This is a genomic window from Rhodococcus sp. JCM 9793 (genome assembly GCF_055380405.1).
Genome location: NZ_AP043721.1, coordinates 3,734,686 through 3,753,069, shown reverse-complemented (window position 1 = coordinate 3,753,069; position 18,384 = coordinate 3,734,686). Strand labels below are relative to the sequence as shown.

18 protein-coding genes, 2 tRNA genes and 1 riboswitch are annotated in these 18,384 nt (G+C 67.1%); of the genes, 8 read left to right on the top strand and 12 right to left on the bottom strand.

The window, feature by feature from the left end:
* Window positions 1–126: 126 nt before the first annotated feature.
* Window positions 127–654, top strand: a complete 528-nt coding sequence (locus ACZ46K_RS19425; protein WP_054807655.1) for a VOC family protein — start codon at window positions 127–129, stop codon at window positions 652–654.
* Between the two features lie 25 nt (window positions 655–679).
* Here the strand turns inward: ACZ46K_RS19425 and ACZ46K_RS19420 are convergent, their stop codons facing one another.
* The 4 genes from ACZ46K_RS19420 to ACZ46K_RS19405 form a co-directional block, all read right to left on the bottom strand.
* Complete coding sequence (locus ACZ46K_RS19420; protein ID WP_054810944.1) at window positions 680–1,657, bottom strand: DMT family transporter; 978 nt, start codon at window positions 1,655–1,657, stop codon at window positions 680–682.
* 141 nt (window positions 1,658–1,798) lie between these two features.
* Window positions 1,799–1,887, bottom strand: a riboswitch (glycine riboswitch).
* Between the two features lie 55 nt (window positions 1,888–1,942).
* Complete coding sequence (locus tag ACZ46K_RS19415) at window positions 1,943–2,458, bottom strand: hypothetical protein (protein ID WP_464744219.1); 516 nt, start codon at window positions 2,456–2,458, stop codon at window positions 1,943–1,945.
* On the bottom strand, window positions 2,455–3,036 hold the full coding sequence (locus ACZ46K_RS19410; protein WP_464744217.1) for a hypothetical protein: 582 nt from the start codon (window positions 3,034–3,036) through the stop codon (window positions 2,455–2,457). The genes ACZ46K_RS19415 and ACZ46K_RS19410 overlap by 4 nt, the downstream gene beginning before the upstream one ends.
* A gap of 31 nt (window positions 3,037–3,067) precedes the next feature.
* Window positions 3,068–3,775, bottom strand: a complete 708-nt coding sequence (locus ACZ46K_RS19405) for a TVP38/TMEM64 family protein (protein ID WP_464749406.1) — start codon at window positions 3,773–3,775, stop codon at window positions 3,068–3,070.
* A gap of 250 nt (window positions 3,776–4,025) precedes the next feature.
* Here ACZ46K_RS19405 and mutA point away from each other — a divergent pair, with 250 nt between their 5' ends.
* From mutA to ACZ46K_RS19385, 4 genes are read left to right on the top strand one after another with little or no spacing between them, the layout of a single operon-like run.
* Window positions 4,026–5,894, top strand: a complete 1,869-nt coding sequence (gene mutA / locus ACZ46K_RS19400; protein WP_464744216.1) for a methylmalonyl-CoA mutase small subunit — start codon at window positions 4,026–4,028, stop codon at window positions 5,892–5,894.
* Window positions 5,895–8,141: a methylmalonyl-CoA mutase gene (scpA, locus tag ACZ46K_RS19395; protein WP_464744214.1), complete on the top strand. Its 2,247-nt coding sequence runs from the start codon at window positions 5,895–5,897 to the stop codon at window positions 8,139–8,141.
* Window position 8,142: 1 nt separating this feature from the next.
* Window positions 8,143–9,198, top strand: coding sequence for a methylmalonyl Co-A mutase-associated GTPase MeaB (meaB, locus tag ACZ46K_RS19390; protein ID WP_464744212.1), 1,056 nt, complete (start codon window positions 8,143–8,145; stop codon window positions 9,196–9,198).
* On the top strand, window positions 9,195–9,902 hold the full coding sequence (locus tag ACZ46K_RS19385) for a lysoplasmalogenase (protein WP_054807036.1): 708 nt from the start codon (window positions 9,195–9,197) through the stop codon (window positions 9,900–9,902). Before meaB ends, ACZ46K_RS19385 begins: the two co-directional genes overlap by 4 nt.
* A gap of 68 nt (window positions 9,903–9,970) precedes the next feature.
* Here ACZ46K_RS19385 and ACZ46K_RS19380 read toward each other — a convergent pair whose 3' ends face one another.
* From ACZ46K_RS19380 to ACZ46K_RS19355, 6 genes are all read right to left on the bottom strand, one after another.
* Window positions 9,971–10,573 carry a hypothetical protein gene (locus ACZ46K_RS19380; RefSeq protein ID WP_464744210.1) on the bottom strand — a complete coding sequence of 201 codons (603 nt, stop codon included), beginning with the start codon at window positions 10,571–10,573 and terminating at the stop codon, window positions 9,971–9,973.
* 72 nt (window positions 10,574–10,645) lie between these two features.
* Complete coding sequence (locus tag ACZ46K_RS19375) at window positions 10,646–11,593, bottom strand: sulfite exporter TauE/SafE family protein (RefSeq protein ID WP_464744209.1); 948 nt, start codon at window positions 11,591–11,593, stop codon at window positions 10,646–10,648.
* A gap of 270 nt (window positions 11,594–11,863) precedes the next feature.
* Window positions 11,864–13,108, bottom strand: a complete 1,245-nt coding sequence (locus ACZ46K_RS19370; protein WP_054807039.1) for a saccharopine dehydrogenase family protein — start codon at window positions 13,106–13,108, stop codon at window positions 11,864–11,866.
* Between the two features lie 9 nt (window positions 13,109–13,117).
* The gene (locus tag ACZ46K_RS19365; RefSeq protein ID WP_054807040.1) at window positions 13,118–13,510 is read right to left on the bottom strand and encodes a DUF2784 domain-containing protein; all 393 of its coding nucleotides are present in this window, start codon (window positions 13,508–13,510) and stop codon (window positions 13,118–13,120) included.
* A gap of 18 nt (window positions 13,511–13,528) precedes the next feature.
* Window positions 13,529–13,897 carry a universal stress protein gene (locus tag ACZ46K_RS19360; RefSeq protein WP_464744206.1) on the bottom strand — a complete coding sequence of 123 codons (369 nt, stop codon included), beginning with the start codon at window positions 13,895–13,897 and terminating at the stop codon, window positions 13,529–13,531.
* A 138-nt stretch (window positions 13,898–14,035) separates the two neighbouring features.
* On the bottom strand, window positions 14,036–15,511 hold the full coding sequence (locus ACZ46K_RS19355; RefSeq protein WP_464744204.1) for an SDR family NAD(P)-dependent oxidoreductase: 1,476 nt from the start codon (window positions 15,509–15,511) through the stop codon (window positions 14,036–14,038).
* Between the two features lie 95 nt (window positions 15,512–15,606).
* Between ACZ46K_RS19355 and ACZ46K_RS19350 the strand changes: the two genes are divergently transcribed.
* The gene (locus tag ACZ46K_RS19350; protein ID WP_054807359.1) at window positions 15,607–15,852 is read left to right on the top strand and encodes a PLDc N-terminal domain-containing protein; all 246 of its coding nucleotides are present in this window, start codon (window positions 15,607–15,609) and stop codon (window positions 15,850–15,852) included.
* 65 nt (window positions 15,853–15,917) lie between these two features.
* On the opposite strand, the gene ACZ46K_RS19345 is transcribed toward ACZ46K_RS19350, so the two are convergent.
* Window positions 15,918–16,003 (bottom strand) — tRNA-Leu (locus ACZ46K_RS19345).
* A 210-nt stretch (window positions 16,004–16,213) separates the two neighbouring features.
* Window positions 16,214–16,299 (bottom strand) — tRNA-Leu (locus ACZ46K_RS19340).
* A 119-nt stretch (window positions 16,300–16,418) separates the two neighbouring features.
* On the opposite strand from ACZ46K_RS19340, the gene ACZ46K_RS19335 reads away from it, so the two are divergent.
* Both ACZ46K_RS19335 and ACZ46K_RS19330 read left to right on the top strand, forming a co-directional pair.
* Window positions 16,419–17,771: a M20/M25/M40 family metallo-hydrolase gene (locus ACZ46K_RS19335; RefSeq protein WP_464744202.1), complete on the top strand. Its 1,353-nt coding sequence runs from the start codon at window positions 16,419–16,421 to the stop codon at window positions 17,769–17,771.
* 41 nt (window positions 17,772–17,812) lie between these two features.
* Entirely contained in the window at window positions 17,813–18,355 is a 543-nt protein-coding gene (locus ACZ46K_RS19330) for a YbhB/YbcL family Raf kinase inhibitor-like protein (protein ID WP_054807360.1), read from the top strand.
* The last annotated feature ends 29 nt before the right edge of the window (window positions 18,356–18,384 follow it).

Here is an 18,384-nt window from a genome sequence, read left to right as displayed (position 1 = left end):
TGCTGCCTCCATCCCATGACGGGACGGCCGTCGCTCAGGTCGGTGTGCGATCTAGGACAGGATCTGACCTAGTTTGTTCCTACTGTTGTCGAGAGCGACCAAGGCAGCGATGAAGGGAACCGAGAAATGACGAGCACCGAGACTCCCGCTGGTTACACGACGATCGCCCCGTGGGTGGTCACCGACGACACGGGAGCGTTCCTCGACTTCGTCACCCAGGTGTTCGACGGTGAGGAACTTGCGAGCGTGATGACCGAGGACGGCTCGATCGGGCACGGCGAGATCAGGGTCGGCGACACTGTCGTGCTGGCCTTCGACCGCCGTCCGGACTGGGAGACGATGCCGAGCTTGTTGCGCGTCTTCGTTCCGGACGCGGACGACGCGTTCTCGAAGGCCGCCGCGGCAGGCGCTCGGGTGATCACGTCACTGTCGGACAATGCCTTCGGGCAGCGCGGCGGACGCATCAAGGACCCTTTCGGCAACATCTGGTGGGTGATGAGCCACGTCGAGGATGTCGCCGAGGACGTGATGTGGGAGCGGCTGCAGAATCCCGTGTACGCCGAAGGTATGCGCGTGGCGCAGGAAACCCTCGACGCCGAATTGAGCGGACGGAGTCATGGACGGAGCAGCGCACCGGTGATGCCACCGACCTGACCTGCCGCGGCGGTGATGCAGTGCCTCAGCGCCGGTGACCGGTCGCGAGGGGCAGCGTCATCGCCGCGACGATCATCCCGGCTCCGAGGACGGCGAGGAGTGAGATGGATTCGCCGAACGCCAGGGCGCCGAGGATCAGCGCGACCACGACCTCGAGATACGACAGACCCGACAGTTCCGCCGCCCTCAGATGCTTGCCTGCGACGACGAGCAGGCCCAGAGCGAGCAGACCGCACACCACGAAGAAGCCGGCGGCCCACGCCCAGTTCGTGGCGGTCATGCCTGTCATGTCAGGGCGGGTGACCACGACCATGGCTGCGGTGGCGACGGCGCCGAAGGCGAAGTTCCAGAAGCTACGGACGTCGGCGGGCATGTCGGAGCGGTACCGGTAGCAGAGCAGGGCCAGGCCGTAGAAGATGCCCGACGCGACGCCGAACACCGTGCCCAGGGTCTCCTGTTCGGACCCTGCCGACGGGTCACCGCCGATCAGACCGGCGGCCAGCAACATCCCTGCGAACGCGGTGACCAGGGACAGGGCGTCCAGGCGCGTGATCGATTCTTTGAGGAGAACCCTGGCCAGCACCGTTGCGAGGACCGGACCGAGGTAGTGCAGCACCACGGCGCGCGACAGATCGATGAGCAGCGTGGAAGACATGTAGGTGGCCAGCGACAGACCGAGGAACACGCCGCCGAGCACGATCGACGGGGACAGTCGCGTGCGGCGGATCGCGCCGAGCCGGCGCGAGAAGACGATCAGGAGCATCATGCCCAGGGCGCCGACGAGCATGCGGCCCAGTGTCAGTGCTTCGCCGAGTGCCGCGCCGGGCGGAGTCGCCATGCGACCGAACAACCCGGCGGCTCCCATCGCGGTCGCGGAGATCACGATCGCCGCGATGCCGAGGTGTCGATTCGGGCTGGGCCGCGACGGCGGGGGAGTAGGCGACGGTGTGACAAGGGACGGAACAGGCTGGACGCGCATGGGCGCGCCGACGGTCGAGGCCACGGAACTTCCTCAGGACAGGGTGCATCACGCACCGGGGGCGGTGGTTCCCCGCTCTGTCATGGGACCTGAGAGCTTTCGCGGATCCGTTCGGATGCGCCTACACCGTCGGTGAGCCCCGAAGGGCTGCTTTCCAGAGTTGCCTCGCATGCGGCGGTCTGTGGGCCTGAGAGATTCCCGGAGAGGTTGCTCCTTCGGCGCCCGCAGATGCGGGACTCTCCCGCCGCGGTTCAATGGCATATTCAATTGCGTCCGTGAGTATGCCAGGAAGGTCGCGGACGCGTGGTCTCAGGTGATCAGAGCGTGGCCGACCCCACACGCCGCCGCGGCCCACAGCACGCTCGTCGATGTACCGATGATGAATTGCTCGGATGCCTGCGGTTCGCGTAGTTCCGGATACCGGGCCAGGCCTTTGACGGCCATGATGATCGCGATGCCTTCCGGCCACCCGGCCAGGATCGATGCGGCGACCGCACCGCGTTCGAGGACGCCGATGACCCGGCCGCCGCGCAGTGGTCCCGGTGGTGGTGTCGGCGTCGGCCCCGCGTCCGGTTGCCGGCGGGCGATCCGGAACGCGACGAGCACCGCCGGGCCGCCGCCGGTGATGGCGACGAGGGTGGTGAGGGTGAGCGTCGCCCCGAGCGCGAAGCCCTGAGCGGGGCCGGTGGCGGTCGCGGTCAGCGCCGCGATACCGAGTGCGATGCCGGTGATCGCCGCTCCGATCCACACCGGGAGACGTGGAATCAGGGACAGTGCCGGCGCGACGGCTGCGACAGCGAGGAGCACCAGTGAGGCGACGGTCAACGGTCGGCCCTTTCGAGGAGTCGGTGCAGGAGGGCGCGGCCGGCGAATTCGGCTTGCCACCCGGCAGTGAGCAGACGCTGGGACACAGCCTGTTTGCTGATGGCGAGTCGGGTGGCGATCTCGGCCTGGGACAGTCCGGTGCGGGCAAGTGCGACAGCTTCGACACCGTGATCGGTGCGGCGCAGCACGATCGTCGCGAGCAGGGTCAGAGCGGCGTCGACGTCGGATGCGCATTCGGTGTCGGCGCCGTCGGCAGCGATACGGCCGGGTGCGTTCTTGGCGCGCTCGACGGCAGTTCGGGCGTGCTCGAACGCGGGACCGCGACCGGCGCGGGTCTGGGCGGGCAGTGGTGTCTCGACGGGACCGATCCCGATGCCGATGCTCCAGTGGTTCCGGTCGAGGAGAGCCAATGCGAGATCGACGACGGTGCCGGGGTCGTCGGACACGGCCTGGACCTCGTCGCCGGCGGTGCGTTCGAACTTGCGGAGCATGGGAGCGTCGCGGAGTTCGTCGAGCAGATCTGCGACGCGGTCGACGTCGCGGCGACTGCCGCGTTGGTCGACCGTCAGCACGTACATGAATCAAGGATGGAGCCTTGAATGGTGAAAATCAAGCCTTCAGGCTTGCCTCGTCCACGTTCTCTTCCGGGTCGGTGATGGCATCGAGTGCCGACCCTGCCGGCTGAGGCAGCCGCGCCTCGAGTAGAAGTCCGCCGACGCCGAGCGTGATACAGATCGCCGTCACCACCATCAGAGCAGGACTCGACTCCCCGGTGAGCACATCCCCCAGAAGCACCACGGCGACCGTGCCCGGCAGAATCCCGACGATCGTCGCGAGGGTGTAGGGGAGCAGACGAACCGCCGACACCGCGCAACAACAGTTCACGACGAAAAACGGCGCCGCGGCGATCAATCGCAGTGATCCGACCGCGAGCCAGCCGCGTCGCGCGAGGCGCAGATCGACGGCCTTTGCTGCGGGGTGCGTCAGATACGACGCCACGACGTTTCGGCCCAGGGCTCGTACCAGCACGAACGCGAGAATTGCGCTGACGGTGGTTGCTGCACCGGTGACTGCGATGCCGACCACGGGACCGAACAGCACGCCGGCGCTGAGGGTGAACACCGTGCGCGGTATCGGGCTGATCGTCACCAGGGCATGGACGGCGAAGAAGATCAGGATCAGAAGGGGGCCGTCGACCGATTCCGACCATTCGCGGATCTGAGCGATCGACGGATGGGGGAGCAGAAGCGCTGCTGCGACGAAGCCTGCGAGAAGAACGAGGATGCCGATGACCCTGCGGTCGCTGAGAATCCTCATCACAGGACGCCAGCCTACCTGCCGCCGTGCGCCCACACCGGGCACGGAGGGATACGGACTGCAGGATCACACCGCCGCATCCATCCGGTTAACGATCGTTAGAGAAACTGTGGTGATCCCCACGTGAGCGGACCGGAGTGTGCGGCTAGCATCACAACCACATCGGCTTAGTGTCTTGCGAGGCGTCATGCCCCGCGGCCCACCCCGGCCGCCCGAGAGCCTGCCCACCCGCAGTAGGAGGAAATCGCACGTGTCATTAGCAGCAGAGGCCGAGGACGCCGCACGCGCATACGCGCAGTGGCAGCAAGCGGTCGCGGGCGTACTCGCGAAGTCGCGCCGCGTCGATCCGGCAGAACTCGGCCCGGAGCCGCAGCGTCTGCTCGAGACCACCACCTACGACGACGTGACGGTCGCCCCGCTCTACAGCGGCCGTGACGAACGCCCGGAGGCACCCCTGCCCGGGCAGTTCCCGTACACCCGTGGCGGCTCGTCCACCCGCGACGTCAACGCCGGTTGGCTGGTCAGTGCCCGATTCGACGGAACCGACGCCAAGAACCTCAACGAGCGCATCCTCGACGCCCTCGAGAACGGCGTCAGCGCGCTGTGGCTGCAGGTCGGCGACGGCGCACTGCCCGTCGCTGGACTGTCCGCGGCACTCGACAAAGTGCTCGTCGACCTCGCGCCCATCAGTCTCGACGCCGGCAGTGACCTCGCTGCCGCCACCGAGGCCCTCTACACGCTGCTCGACGCCCGTACCGACGTCGCCGACCGCGGCGCAGTGCGTATCGCACTCGGCGCCGCACCGTTGACCAGTGCTTTCTCCGGCCGCGCCGACATCACGGTCGACGAGGCCGTCGCACTCGCCGCCGCGGCCGCAGAGCGAGTCGAGACCGTCCGCGCCTTCACCGTCGACGGCACCGCCTTCCACAACTCCGGTGCATCCGACGCCGAGGAACTCGGCGCGGCCATCGCCGCCGGTATCGAGTACGTCCGCGCACTCGTCGCGGCAGGGCTGTCCGCGCAGCAGGCCCTCGGCCAGATCGAGTTCCGGTTCGCGGCCACGGACGACCAGTTCCAGACCATCGCGAAGTTCCGCGCAGCGCGTCAACTGTGGGCGCGTGTCGCCCAGGTCGCCGGAGCGAGCGACGCCGGAAACGCACCGCAGCACGCGGTGACCTCCGCGGCCATGATGGCGCAGCGCGACCCGTGGGTGAACATGCTCCGCACCACCCTCGCTGCGTTCGGCGCCGGAGTCGGCGGCGCCGACGCCGTCACCGTCCTGCCGTTCGACGCTGCGCTGCCCACCGGCGCCGTCGGAGTATCCGAAGCGTTCTCCGCGCGCATCGCCCGCAACACGAACCTGCTTCTGCTCGAGGAATCCAACCTCGGACGCGTCCTCGATCCGGGCGCCGGATCCTGGTACATCGAGGACCTGACTGCGCAGGTCGCGGCCAAGTCGTGGGAGTTCTTCCAGCAGATCGAGTCGGCCGGTGGTTACCGCGCGGCGCTCGATGCCGGGCTGGTTTCCGAGCGCATCGCCGCGACCCGCGCTCGCCGCGACTCCGACATCGCGCACCGCAAGACTTCCGTGACCGGCATCAACGAGTTCCCGAACCTCGGCGAGGACCCGCTGCCCGCCGGCGTCGCCGACTCGGGTGCCTTCGCCGCGCGCTACGCGGCGCCGTTCGAAGCGCTGCGTGACCGCTCCGATGTGTACCTCGCCGTGCACGGCTCCCGTCCCACGGTGCTGCTCGCACCGCTCGGACCGGTCGCCGAGCACAACGTCCGCACCACCTTCGCCAGCAACCTGCTCGCGGCAGGTGGCATCGACGCGGTCAACCCCGGACCCGTGGATCCGAGCGACGACACCCTCGCCGCCGCGGTCCGCGACTCCGGCGCCACCATCGCCGTGTTGTGTGGCACCGATGCCCGCTACGGCGAGCACGCCGGCACCGCCACTGCGGCGCTGCGCGCCGCCGGGATCGACACTGTGCTGCTCGCCGGCCCCGAGAAGGCCGTGGGGGATGCACAGGGCGACAACCGTCCGGACGGTTACCTGACCGCGCGTATCGACGCGGTCGCTGCACTGACCGACCTTCTGAACACCCTGGGAGCGTAAGTGAGCATCCAACCCGAGATCGGCAGCTTCGCCGATGTCCCGCTGACAGATCCGGATTCCCCGGACACCACTGCTCCCACCGCAGAGCAGACCGCCGCGCTCGTCGACTCCGTTGCGTCCGCGAACAACTACACCGCCGACGACGTCGTGTGGAACACCCCCGAGGGCATCGACGTCAAGCCGGTCTACACCAAGGCCGACCGCGACGCCATCGCAGCAGAGGGCTACCCCCTCGGCAGCTACCCGGGCATCGCGCCTTTCGTGCGCGGCCCGTACCCGACGATGTATGTCAACCAGCCGTGGACCATCCGCCAGTACGCGGGCTTCTCGACAGCCGCCGAATCCAACGCCTTCTACCGCCGCAACCTCGCGGCCGGTCAGAAGGGGCTGTCGGTGGCCTTCGACCTCGCGACACACCGCGGCTACGACTCCGATCACCCGCGCGTCCAGGGTGACGTCGGAATGGCCGGTGTCGCCATCGACTCGATCCTCGACATGCGTCAGCTCTTCGACGGTATCGACCTGTCGAAGGTGTCGGTGTCGATGACGATGAACGGCGCGGTGCTGCCGATCCTCGCGCTGTACGTCGTGGCCGCCGAAGAACAGGGAGTCACCCCCGAGCAGCTGGCCGGAACCATTCAGAACGACATTCTGAAAGAGTTCATGGTCCGCAACACCTACATCTACCCGCCGAAGCCCTCGATGCGGATCATCTCCGACATCTTCGCGTACACCAGCACGAAGATGCCGAAGTTCAACTCGATCTCCATCTCCGGCTACCACATCCAGGAAGCCGGAGCCACGGCCGACCTGGAGCTCGCCTACACCCTCGCCGACGGTGTCGAGTACATCCGCGCAGGCCTCGACGCCGGCATGGAGATCGACAAGTTCGCACCGCGCCTGTCGTTCTTCTGGGCCATCGGCATGAACTTCTTCATGGAGGTCGCCAAGCTCCGCGCCGGCCGCCTCCTGTGGGCCGAGCTCGTCGAGAAGTTCGATCCGAAGAACGCGAAGTCGCTCTCCCTGCGCACGCACTCGCAGACCTCCGGCTGGTCGCTGACCGCGCAGGACGTGTTCAACAACGTCGGTCGAACCTGTGTCGAGGCGATGGCTGCGACCCAGGGCCACACCCAGTCGCTGCACACCAATGCGCTCGACGAAGCGATCGCATTGCCGACCGACTTCTCGGCCCGCATCGCGCGCAACACCCAGCTGCTGCTGCAGCAGGAGTCCGGCACCACCCGGCCCATCGACCCGTGGGGTGGCTCGCACTACGTCGAGTGGCTCACCCACGAGCTCGCCAACCGGGCCCGCGCACACATCGCGGAGGTCGAAGAGGCCGGTGGTATGGCGCAGGCCATCTCCGAGGGCATCCCGAAGCTGCGTATCGAGGAAGCCGCTGCCCGTACCCAGGCGCGCATCGACTCCGGCCGCCAGCCGCTGATCGGCGTCAACAAGTACGTCCCGGCCGAGCCCGACAGCATCGAGGTTCTCAAGGTCGAGAACTCGAAGGTGCGCGTCGAGCAACTCGCGAAGCTCGAGCAGCTCCGCGGCGATCGCGACGAGGCGGCCACTCAGGCTGCGCTCGGGGAGCTGACCCGTGCTGCCGCAGCCACCGAGGGCGGCATCGAGAACAACCTGCTGGCGCTCGCGATCGACGCGGCCCGCGCGAAGGCCACCGTCGGGGAGATCTCCGACGCTCTCGAGAAGGTCTACGGTCGGCACCAGGCCGAGATCCGCACGATCAGTGGCGTCTACCGCGACGAAGCTGGGGAGGCGAGCAACATTTCCACGACCATCGCACTCGTCGAGAAGTTCGCGGAGGAAGAGGGACGTCGTCCCCGTATCCTCGTCGCGAAGATGGGCCAGGACGGCCACGACCGTGGACAGAAGGTGATCTCCACCGCCTTCGCCGACCTCGGTTTCGACGTCGACGTCGGACCGTTGTTCCAGACCCCGGAAGAGGTCGCCCGGCAGGCGGCCGACAACGATGTGCACGTCATCGGCGTGTCGTCGTTGGCCGCGGGACACCTCACGTTGGTGCCCGCGCTCAAGCAGGCGCTTGCGGAGGTGGGCCGCGCAGACATCATGATCGTGGTCGGCGGAGTCATCCCGCCCGGCGACTTCGACGAGCTGTACGAGGCCGGCGCTGCGGCGATCTTCCCGCCCGGCACCGTCATCGCCGACGCCGCGGCGGGCTTGCTCACCAAGCTCGCCGATCAGCTCGGACATTCCCTCGAGAGCTGACATGGATGACACCTCGATCGGGGATACCGTGACGCGCCGACGTCCGGTCGACCTCGACGCCCTCGCGTCCTCCGTGCTCGCCAATGAGCGAGCCGGACTCGCGAAGGCGATCACCTTGATCGAATCGACTCGCGACGACCATCGGGAGCAGGCACAGCAACTGCTGCTGCGTCTGCTCCCGCAGGTGGGAGGGGCGATTCGGGTCGGTATCACCGGCGTGCCCGGGGTCGGGAAGTCGACTTTCATCGATGCGCTGGGCATGTACCTGATCGGTAAGGGGCACCGGGTCGCAGTGCTCGCCGTCGACCCGTCGTCGACGCGGACCGGAGGGTCGATCCTGGGCGACAAGACCCGGATGGCGCGGCTGTCCGGGGAACAGGACGCCTTCATCCGCCCGTCCCCGACAGCCGGCACCCTCGGCGGTGTCGCCAAGGCGACCCGCGAGACGATGGTGCTGCTCGAGGCCGCCGGGTTCGACGTGATCCTCGTCGAGACCGTCGGTGTCGGGCAGTCGGAGGTCACCGTCGCAAACATGGTGGACTGCTTCTGTTTCCTGACGCTCGCCCGTACCGGCGACCAACTGCAGGGAATCAAGAAGGGTGTGCTCGAGCTCGCCGATCTCGTCGCGGTGAACAAGGCGGACGGCAACCACGAGCGCGACGCACGTGTCGCCGCGCGCGAACTGTCCGGTGCGATGCGGATGGTGCATCCTCACGATGCGTTGTGGAAGCCGCCCGTGATCACCATGAGTGGTCTCGAAGGGCTGGGACTGGACACATTCTGGGACACCGTCCTCGAGCACAAGAAGGTGCTCACCGAGGCCGGACAGTTCGACGAGAACCGCAGCCGCCAACAGGTCGACTGGACGTGGACGATGGTGCACGACCAACTACTCCGACGACTCGAGAGCAACCCTCGCGTCAAGGCGATCCGCGGTGAAGTCGAGTCCGGAGTGCGCGACGGATCGCTCACCGCGGCTATCGGTGCGCAACGGATCCTCGATGCTTTCGACGGTGTCGACGACGGCGCCGCCGAGAACGTCGATCCCGCACGGTGACCCAGCACGTCGCTGCGCGGATCGCGTTCACGGGTTTCGGTGTGCTCGCCGCGGTGCATCTGATCACCCAGCTCATCGACCCCGACGCCATGCTGGTCGACGCCACCCAATGGTTGCTGATGCCGGTTCTGGCTGCAGCGCTCGCGTTGGGTACGCCCGCGCCCCGGTCGCGGCTCATCGAGCTGACATTGGTGGCGTTGGCCTTCTCGTGGCTCGGTGACACCGCACCCGATCTGTTCGGAGGCGACACCTCGTTCCTCGTACTCGTCGGATTCTTCCTGTGTGCGCAGGTGACGTACATCGCGGCGTTCGCGCCGTACCGGGCCGTGAGCGTCCTGCACACCCGACGGTGGGTGCTCGCGGTCTTCGCAGTCGCTGTCGTCGCACTGGTTGCCGTGTGCGCTCCGGGTGCGGGCCCGCTACTGGTCCCGGTCATGCTCTACGGGTTGTGTCTGGCCACGATGGCGGTCCTCGCCACCGGTGTCGGGCCCACCGTCGCGATCGGCGCGGTGATCTTCGTGGTCTCCGATTCGCTGATCGCATTGCGTGCGTTCATCGACGACTTCCCCCTGCCGCTGTCGGGTTTCTGGGTGATGCTCACCTACATCGCGGCGCAGGTTCTCATCACACACGGTGTGATGACCCGAGCCCGGGCGGACCGGGATGAGAACGTCGATCGGACTGCGGTCCGTCAGCTCGACTGACCGACACGACAACGGGCGCGGTCACCACATCGGTGGTGACCGCGCCCGTGTCGTTCACGACCGGTTGTTCAGAGGCCGAGAAGTTCCGTGGTGGCAGCGACCGCCGCCGGCCCGTCCAAGCTGGGGACGTCGGCCCACTGCCCGCCCGTGATCGAGACACGCACGTCCGGGAACTCGACGGTGGTGACGGTGATGCCGGCCACGTCGGTGCCCATGTTCATCGTGTACGCGACGCCACCTTTCGACTCGACAGCGCTGTCGGAGAGCACCTCGAGACCTGCGGTGCCGAGTACCGAGGTGTCCGACACGGCGCCGTTCCCGGTCTCGATCATGACCTCGACGGTGCGGATGTCGTCGAGGCTCGCGGCACTGTCGGGCGTCGACCAGGTGCAGTACACGCCGTAGTCGCTCGAGCCGTTGTTCGGGTCGGCGTCGAGTCCTTCGATGTACTGATCCACGGCGGGAGCCACGTCGTCGCAGCTCGAGAATTTCGCGAGGAGGTCGGCGTCGAGCGCCTCGACGCTGACATCTCCGTCGGAGAACGAGGCGTCGGCGGTCTGAGAGGCGCTGCCACTCTCGGAGGCGGACGTGTCTTCGTCGGACGAGCAGGCGCCGAGGGCGAGCGCACAGGCAAGAACGGCGGGGAGGGCGGCAACACGGAGTCGATTCACGCGGCGAATGCTATCGGGTGTGGTGCGCCGAACTGATCTTGGTATGGGTGTTTTGTCCGGTCGGGGCGCGTGCTAGATTTTTTGGCCCTGCGGGTCTTCTTGCAACGCTGTCGGGGTCGGAGCCTCGAGCTTCTCGAGACCGCCCGACGACTCGGTGGGGGTGAGCTTCGAACGCTTCCACGACACGACCAGCAGGGCGATCCAACCGGCGATGAGCAAGATGTAGAGCAGCGTCGCGACGGTACTGGACACGTCGAACGTGTCGAACAACTTGTACAGGTTGGTCACGACGATGACGCCGCCGACCGCAGTCCCCAAAAGTGTCGCCGGAACACGGGAGACCAGCCATGCGGCCACTGGTGCGGCCAGCGCGCCGCCGATCGCCAATCCCGCGACGATCAGCAGGTTGTCGAGTGATTCACGTCCCAGACCGATCAGGAAGCCGAGGCTCGCTGCGACCGCGACGAGGAACTCCGAGGCACTCACCGACCCGATTACCGTGCGCGGCGCGGTCTTCCCGCGGGAGAGCAGCGTGCTGGTGGTGATAGGGCCCCAGCCACCGCCACCGCTCGCGTCGACGAAACCACCGAAGAATCCGAGTGGCGAAAGGAACCTCGCGGTGTGCGGTGAGGTGCGGGCATCGGCCACGGCCGGCGGGCGCACCGAGAACCGCAGCGCCACGTATACACCGATGATCAACAGGATCGTCGCCGTGACCGGCACGGCCGCTTCCGTGGACAGACCGGACAGGACAGTGGCACCGAGGAACGCGCCGATCGCGCCGGGCACACCGAGCCGCAACACGACCTTCCAGTCGATGTTGCGGAACCGCCAGTGCGCGACACCGGATACCAGGGTAGTGCCGACCTCGGCCAGGTGGACCGCGGCACTCGCGTGGGCTGCGCCGACACCACTGAAGATCAACAGGGTGGTGGCAGTGACACCGAACGCCATGCCGAGTGCACCATCGACCAACTGGGCACCGGCGCCGACCAACGTGAAAACGAGGAGATTGAGCATGCAACGCTCCATGCGACTGGAAGGAACCTAGACGAACACGACGAGCGGTGCGACACCGCTCAGAAGGACATCCAGGAACAACACTCGCAGTCGAAGCATGCGCCACGACGGGTAGGCCAGAACGCCATGAGCGCAAGCCGAGCGGCCGGAGCCGTCTCGATACTCATTGCGTGCATGGTGCCCATCTTCCGTCGGATACTTCGGTCGCCCGGCAGGCGACCGATCGAGCATAGCCGTTCGCCGACGCCCGTTGCACGCCGGTGCACGCGTTCAGGGGAGTCGGCGTGTCGAGATCTCGAAGCCCGCCGCCCGCAACCGCTCGGTCAGTACGTCGCCGAACGCCACCGCGGGTGTGAGCACCCCACCGCCGGCGTGCAACGCCGAACCGCCCACTGCCAACGACAGCGCGGATTCGCCCAGCATCACCGCGGTCGCCTTGTATCCGGGATCGCCCTTCGCGGCGAACCGTGCCGTGTAGCGGGCACCGGTCTCGGTGGTGGTGTACAGATCGATCGTGAAATGACCTTTCTCGCGGGTCTGCTCCGACGGACCTTCGCCGGGGGCGGGCAACACCTTGTCGAGAAGGAACCGCGTCGGGCGGAACGACAGGCCCAACACGAGGGCGCCCAGACCCGCTGCGACGGCTCCGGCGATCAGAGGCGACGCAACCGATGACCCGACGTTCATCACCTCCCGGTACCGGAACCGCGGGCCGTAGGTCCCCTCGGTGAGGGCGCTGCTGCGCCGCACCACCCGGGTGTTGACCGACGCCATCGCAAACGGTGCCTTCCATCCCGTCACCTCCGGCGCGATCGTCTTACCGTCCACCAGCGCGACATCGCTCTGCCGCCCGTGGTCGGGCTCCTGATCCCGGTCCGGTGACAACGAGTAGGGACTCGCCGCGATCTTCCGTGCGATGCGATCGCCGCGCACCACGTCGATCTGGTTTCGCAGTGAATCGATCGTGCCGCCGCTGACACCGCCACTGAACGAGGTCAGGACGAACGTGGTGTCGGTGAGTGCGCCGGCGCCGTCGGCGTCCGCGGCTTGCCGCAGGGCATGAACACCGAGATCGGACGGAACCGAATCGAACCCGCACGCGTGCACGATGCGGGCGCCGGTGCGGTGCGCGACGTCGTCGAACCGGTCGATGCTCTCTCGTTGGAACAGGACCTCACCTGTCAGGTCCACGTAATCGGTGCCGGCCTCGGCGCACGCCTGTACCAGTGGCATGCCGTATCGGGCGTAGGGCCCGACGGTCGTGATCACCACGCGGGTCTCGGTCGCCATCGCGGCCAGGGAGTCGGGGTCATCGGCATTCGCGATGATCAACGGCCACTCGGCGGCGGCGGGAGGAAGCGCCGCACGCACAGCTTCGAGCTTGTCGAGGGAGCGACCGGCGAGACCGACCGTCAGGCCGGACGGCAGGTGGTGGGCGAGGTAGTCCGCGGTGAGCCGGCCGACGAAGCCGGTGGCGCCGTAGACGACGACGTCGAGATGGCGTGAGGCAGTCATGGTGCCACCCTACTGGCGGGTAAGTCCCGGTGCCGCCTTTCTCGCGCGCGTGCGTCCGTGGCGCACCCACAGCACCGCCCACGACACCGCGACGCACACCACCACACCGGCACGGACCAGCCCGAGAGCCGATTCGGGATAGATCACGCCCGTCAGATAATGCTCGATGAAGCCGCCCGGGGGCAGCCCCGCCTCACCGGCCTCGGCCCGAGCCCAGTTCTCTGCCGACGTCAAGGGGCAGTCGAACCCCACGACCACCGACCCGGCACCCCACGCCACAGCGAGCACATGCGCGACGATCGTGCGCGGCCACCGCCACGTGAGGAACCCGCCGAACGCGACGTAGAGCACGAACAGCAGATGGACGAACGCAGTGGCGTCGGCGAGCAGCCGGTAGGCCATGCACCCAGCGTAGGCCGGTCACTCGTCCTTCACGACGAGTACCGGAACAGCCGCCTCGATGATCATGCGTTGCAGCCCGCGTTCGAGGAGGAACTTGCCGGTTGCAGTCCGGCCGCGGCTACCCACAACTGCTCTTTCGGCACCGCTGCGCGCGAGCAACTCGACCAGGGTTCCGACCGCGTCACCGTCGTGGACCTCGGTGAGAAGCTCCCAGTCGTCCTCTCCGAGGATCTCTCGTACGTCGGCGCTCACCGCGTCGCTCTCGGCGGGATCGTCGAGGGGGGCCAGCACCACCAGTTTCTGCCCGCGGTCGGCGGCTTCGCGGGCGCCCGCGCGCAGCGCGGCGCGTCCCTCGGGGGTGTCGGCATGGACGACGGCGACAGACATGATGCTCCTATTCGCGGTGGAACGGTGGACCACTGTGTACCAGTATCGCGGCAGACACCGGTGAATCCGGAATCCGATGGGTGTGGAAGTGATCTCCGTCGGCGGTGTCGTGTCGGTCGGATCTCACCGGGAAGGCCGTCACCAGGGCGCCGGTGCGTAGTCCTTCAGGAAACACCCGTACAGATCGACGCCGGTCTCGCCCTGAACAATCGGGTCGTACACCCGTGCCGCCCCGTCGACAAGATCGAGCGGTGCGTGGAAGCCTTCCTCGGCCAGCCGGATCTTCGTGTGGTGGGGTCGCTCGTCGGTGATCCACCCCGTGTCGACGGCGGTCATGAGGATGTCGTCGCTGAGCATTTCCTCGGCGCTCGTGCGGGTGAGCATGTTGAGCGCGGCCTTCGCCATGTTCGTGTGCGGGTGTCCCGCACCCTTGTATCGGCGACCCGCGAACTGTCCTTCCATTGCAGAGACGTTGACGACGTACTTGCGGCGCGCCGGGGACGAGGCCATCGACGGGCGCAGTCGGTCGACGAGGATGAACGGCGCCACCGAGTTGCACAACTGCACCTCGAGCAGTTCGAGTGGCTCTACCTCACCCACGGTCTGCACCCAGCTGTTGGTGTGCACCAGATCGGGAAGCAGGCCCCCGGCATCGATCCCGATGCCGGCGGCGATCCGTTCGGGAGTCGCGGACCCGGCCACCATCGCCAGCGACGACACGGCCGCCGGCGACAACGCACTACCCGAGAGGCTGCCGGCGAGCGCGGCGGGATGCGCGTCCGACGGCTTACCGAACGTGAGGACCTCAGGACGAGGTCCGGCCGGAAGCGACGCGGACTCGGCCTCGGCGAGCGCCGAATAGGCGCCGGGGGAGCGGCGCACGGTCTGCGCCGCATTGTTGATGAGGATATCCAGCGGGCCTTGCGCCGCGACCTCGTCGGCGAGCGCGACGACCTGTGCCGGATCGCGAAGATCGATACCGACCACCCGGAGTCGATGGATCCAGTCGGCGCTGTCCTCCATCGCGCTGAACCGGCGGATCGCGTCGTTCGGGAAACGTGTGGTGATCGTCGTGTGCGCGCCGTCGCGCAGCAGCCGTAACGCGATGTACATGCCGATCTTGGCGCGTCCACCGGTGAGGAGGGCGCGCCGGCCGGTCAGATCGGTGCGCGCGTCACGCTTGGCATGATTCTCTGCGGCGCACTCCGGGCACAGTTGGTGGTAGAACGCGTCCACCTGCGTGTATTTGTTCTTGCAGACATAGCAGCCCCGCGGACGCAGCAGCGTGCCCGCGCTCGCGTTCCGTGCGGACGACGTGAGCGGAACCCCGGCGGTCTCGTCGTCGATGCGGGTGGGTGAGCCCGTCGCGGTGGACTCGAGCACCTCACGGTCGGCGGCGGCCTTGCGGTCGCGTCGTTCGTTGCGGCGCATCCGCTTGAACTTCTTGAACATGTGCCCGACGGCGCGTTGCACCGTGACCGCATCCGGGTGGTCGGCCGCGAACCCGCCCGCCAGATCGAGAACGCGGAGGCATGTGTCGAGGTCGGCGGGATCGATCCGCTCGGATCCGAATGCGTCGGTGAGTGTCGCTGCAATGTCGCTGTGGGGGTCCATGTGCCCTTTTCCGGTGTGAGGTGAAGCCCGATAATGGTACCGGGCGAGCGCGGACGGCCCGCCGCTCGTGTCCCGAGAATCACTTCGGAGGAAAGATGAGCTCGACCGCACCAGCGGACACCACCTGTGCCAAGAAGAAGTTCGCAGACCTGTCGCCGTGGCAGCGAACCCTCGTGCTCGTGCTCGCGAGCGTCCAGCTCTCACTCGCCGCGAGCGCCTGGACCGATCTCGCGAAGCGGCCCGCGGAAAAGATCAACGGCACCAAGCTGAAATGGGCACTGATCATCGCCGTGAACTTCGTCGGGCCGATCAGCTACTTCCGCAAGGGGCGCCGCAATTGAGCGACATCCCCTCCGACGAAGATGTCCCCGAACCTGAATCAGGTTCGGGGACATCATGTTCGGTGTGTCCGAGGGGGGACTTGAACCCCCACGTCCGTTAATAGGACACTAGCACCTCAAGCTAGCGCGTCTGCCATTCCGCCACTCGGACCGGTGCCACACGGGCACGCGGCGTACTCCCGCTCTCGCGGGCGCTGTCGAAAACAGTAGCGCATGGACGCGCCGCTCCCCAATTCGCCTGCCCAGGTCGGTGAGGAGGTCGCATTCATCGGTCTGTCGTCGTATGGACGATCATCCGAACAACGACGAAGGCCCCGAACCAGATCGGTTCGGGGCCTTCGTCGTCTGTCTCGACTCAGAGTGTCCGAGGGGGGACTTGAACCCCCACGTCCGTTAATAGGACACTAGCACCTCAAGCTAGCGCGTCTGCCATTCCGCCACTCGGACTTGAATCCCGCACCCGCTCCGGCGGGCGCTGTGAAAGATTAACGCACCACGCTCCAGCTCCCAAATCGCCATCCCTACCTGCAGTGATTCACAGTGCTGTCGATGGTAGACATGCAAGCATGGCCACTACGTCGCGAGCGCACCAACCGTCCCGAGCCGAAGCAGAGGTCGTCGACCTCGTCTCCCGGCTCATCCGCTTCGATACGTCCAACACCGGCGACCTCGCCACCACCCGCGGTGAGAAGGAATGCGCGGAATGGGTCGCGTCCCAACTCCAGGAGGTCGGATACGAGACGACCTACGTCGAATCCGGTGCCCCCGGCCGCGGCAATCTGTTCGCCCGGCTCCCCGGCGCCGATCCCGACCGCGGTGCGTTGATGCTGCACGGCCACCTCGACGTGGTTCCCGCCGAACCCGCGGACTGGAGTGTGCATCCGTTCTCCGGGGCCGTCGAGGACGGCTACGTCTGGGGTCGCGGTGCGGTCGACATGAAAGACATGGTCGGAATGATGATCGCGGTCGCGCGACGCTTCAAGGCCGAGGGCATCGTGCCGCCCCGCGACCTCGTCTTCGCGTTCCTGGCCGACGAGGAAGCCGGCGGCACCTACGGCTCTCACTGGCTCGTCCAGCATCGCCCCGACCTGTTCGACGGCGTCACCGAAGCCGTCGGCGAGGTGGGAGGCTTCTCGCTGACCGTCCCGCGACCCGACGGGACGGAGCGTCGTCTCTACATGGTCGAGACCGCGGAGAAGGGCCTCGGATGGATGCGCCTCACCGCGAAGGGACGCGCTGGACACGGATCGTTCCTGCACGAGGAGAACGCCGTCACGATCCTCGCGCAGGCCGTCGCGCGTTTGGGCACTCACACGTTCCCGCTCGTGGTCCCCGACTCTGTCGCCGAGTTTCTCACCGCCGCGGGGGAAGAGACCGGACTGGACTTCGACCCCACGTCACCCGACCTCGAGGGCACACTGGCCAAACTCGGCTCGATCGCCAGGATCGTCGGCGCGACCCTGCGTGACACCGCGAACCCGACGATGCTCGACGCCGGCTACAAGGCGAACGTGATCCCGCAGACTGCCGAGGCCGTCGTGGACTGCCGGATTCTCCCCGGTCGCCGCGCCGAGTTCGAACGCACCGTCGACGAACTGATCGGTCCCGACGTGACCCGAGAATGGATCACCAGCCTCGACTCCTACGAGACCACCTTCGACGGCGACCTCGTCGATGCGATGAACGCAGCCATCGAGGCGCACGACCCCCTGGGTCGCACGGTGCCGTACATGCTGTCGGGAGGTACCGACGCCAAGGCCTTCGCGAAACTCGGTATCCGGTGCTTCGGTTTCGCACCACTGCAGTTGCCCCCGGAACTCGACTTCGCGGCCCTGTTCCATGGTGTCGACGAGCGTGTCCCCGTGGAGGCACTGCGCTTCGGCACGAGGGTCATGGAACACTTCCTCATGCACTCCTGATCACTGCAACTGATCATCGAACACAACCCGAAAGGACCGGTATGGCCTTCGATTACGACCCGTACGAGTTCCTGCCCGCGCTGCCCACTTTCCAGGTCACCAGCGAGGACTTCGCCGAAGGGGAGGAGTGGAAGCTCCCGCAGGCCAGCGGTGCGTTCGGCATCCCTGGCGGCGGCGACGTCTCCCCGCAGTTGTCGTGGTCCGGGTTTCCGGCCGAGACGAAGAGCTTCGTTGTGACCGTGTTCGATCCCGACGCCCCGACCGCGTCCGGATTCTGGCACTGGGCCGTGGCGAACATCCCGGCCTCGGTCACCGAGCTGCCGTCCGGAGCAGGCACAGCAGATGGGGCCGCCCTGCCGACCGGAGCGGTGCAGCTGCGCCACGACGGTGGCGCATTCGGGTTCATCGGAGCGGCACCGCCGGCCGGACACGGCCACCATCGCTACATCGTCGCCGTGCACGCCCTCGACGTCGACACACTCGAAGGCGTCGGGCCGGATGCGAGTTCTGCGTTCCTCGGCTTCAACGTCTTCGGACACGCCATCGCGCGCGGCCTGCTCACCGGTACCTACGAGGTGAAGTAGCAAGATAACTCTGACCGAAGGTGACATTC

What these genes read in the sequence shown, in the direction of transcription:
- ACZ46K_RS19425 (WP_054807655.1), top strand. Translation starts at nt 127, where the DNA reads ATGACGAGCACCGAGACTCCCGCTGGTTACACGACGATCGCCCCGTGG.
- ACZ46K_RS19410 (WP_464744217.1), bottom strand. Translation starts at nt 3,036, where the DNA reads ATGTACGTGCTGACGGTCGACCAACGCGGCAGTCGCCGCGACGTCGAC.
- ACZ46K_RS19405 (WP_464749406.1), bottom strand. Translation starts at nt 3,775, where the DNA reads ATGAGGATTCTCAGCGACCGCAGGGTCATCGGCATCCTCGTTCTTCTC.
- meaB (WP_464744212.1), top strand. Translation starts at nt 8,143, where the DNA reads ATGGATGACACCTCGATCGGGGATACCGTGACGCGCCGACGTCCGGTC.
- ACZ46K_RS19375 (WP_464744209.1), bottom strand. Translation starts at nt 11,593, where the DNA reads ATGCTCAATCTCCTCGTTTTCACGTTGGTCGGCGCCGGTGCCCAGTTG.
- ACZ46K_RS19370 (WP_054807039.1), bottom strand. Translation starts at nt 13,108, where the DNA reads ATGACTGCCTCACGCCATCTCGACGTCGTCGTCTACGGCGCCACCGGC.
- ACZ46K_RS19365 (WP_054807040.1), bottom strand. Translation starts at nt 13,510, where the DNA reads ATGGCCTACCGGCTGCTCGCCGACGCCACTGCGTTCGTCCATCTGCTG.
- ACZ46K_RS19360 (WP_464744206.1), bottom strand. Translation starts at nt 13,897, where the DNA reads ATGTCTGTCGCCGTCGTCCATGCCGACACCCCCGAGGGACGCGCCGCG.
- ACZ46K_RS19355 (WP_464744204.1), bottom strand. Translation starts at nt 15,511, where the DNA reads ATGGACCCCCACAGCGACATTGCAGCGACACTCACCGACGCATTCGGA.
- ACZ46K_RS19350 (WP_054807359.1), top strand. Translation starts at nt 15,607, where the DNA reads ATGAGCTCGACCGCACCAGCGGACACCACCTGTGCCAAGAAGAAGTTC.
- ACZ46K_RS19335 (WP_464744202.1), top strand. Translation starts at nt 16,419, where the DNA reads ATGGCCACTACGTCGCGAGCGCACCAACCGTCCCGAGCCGAAGCAGAG.
- ACZ46K_RS19330 (WP_054807360.1), top strand. Translation starts at nt 17,813, where the DNA reads ATGGCCTTCGATTACGACCCGTACGAGTTCCTGCCCGCGCTGCCCACT.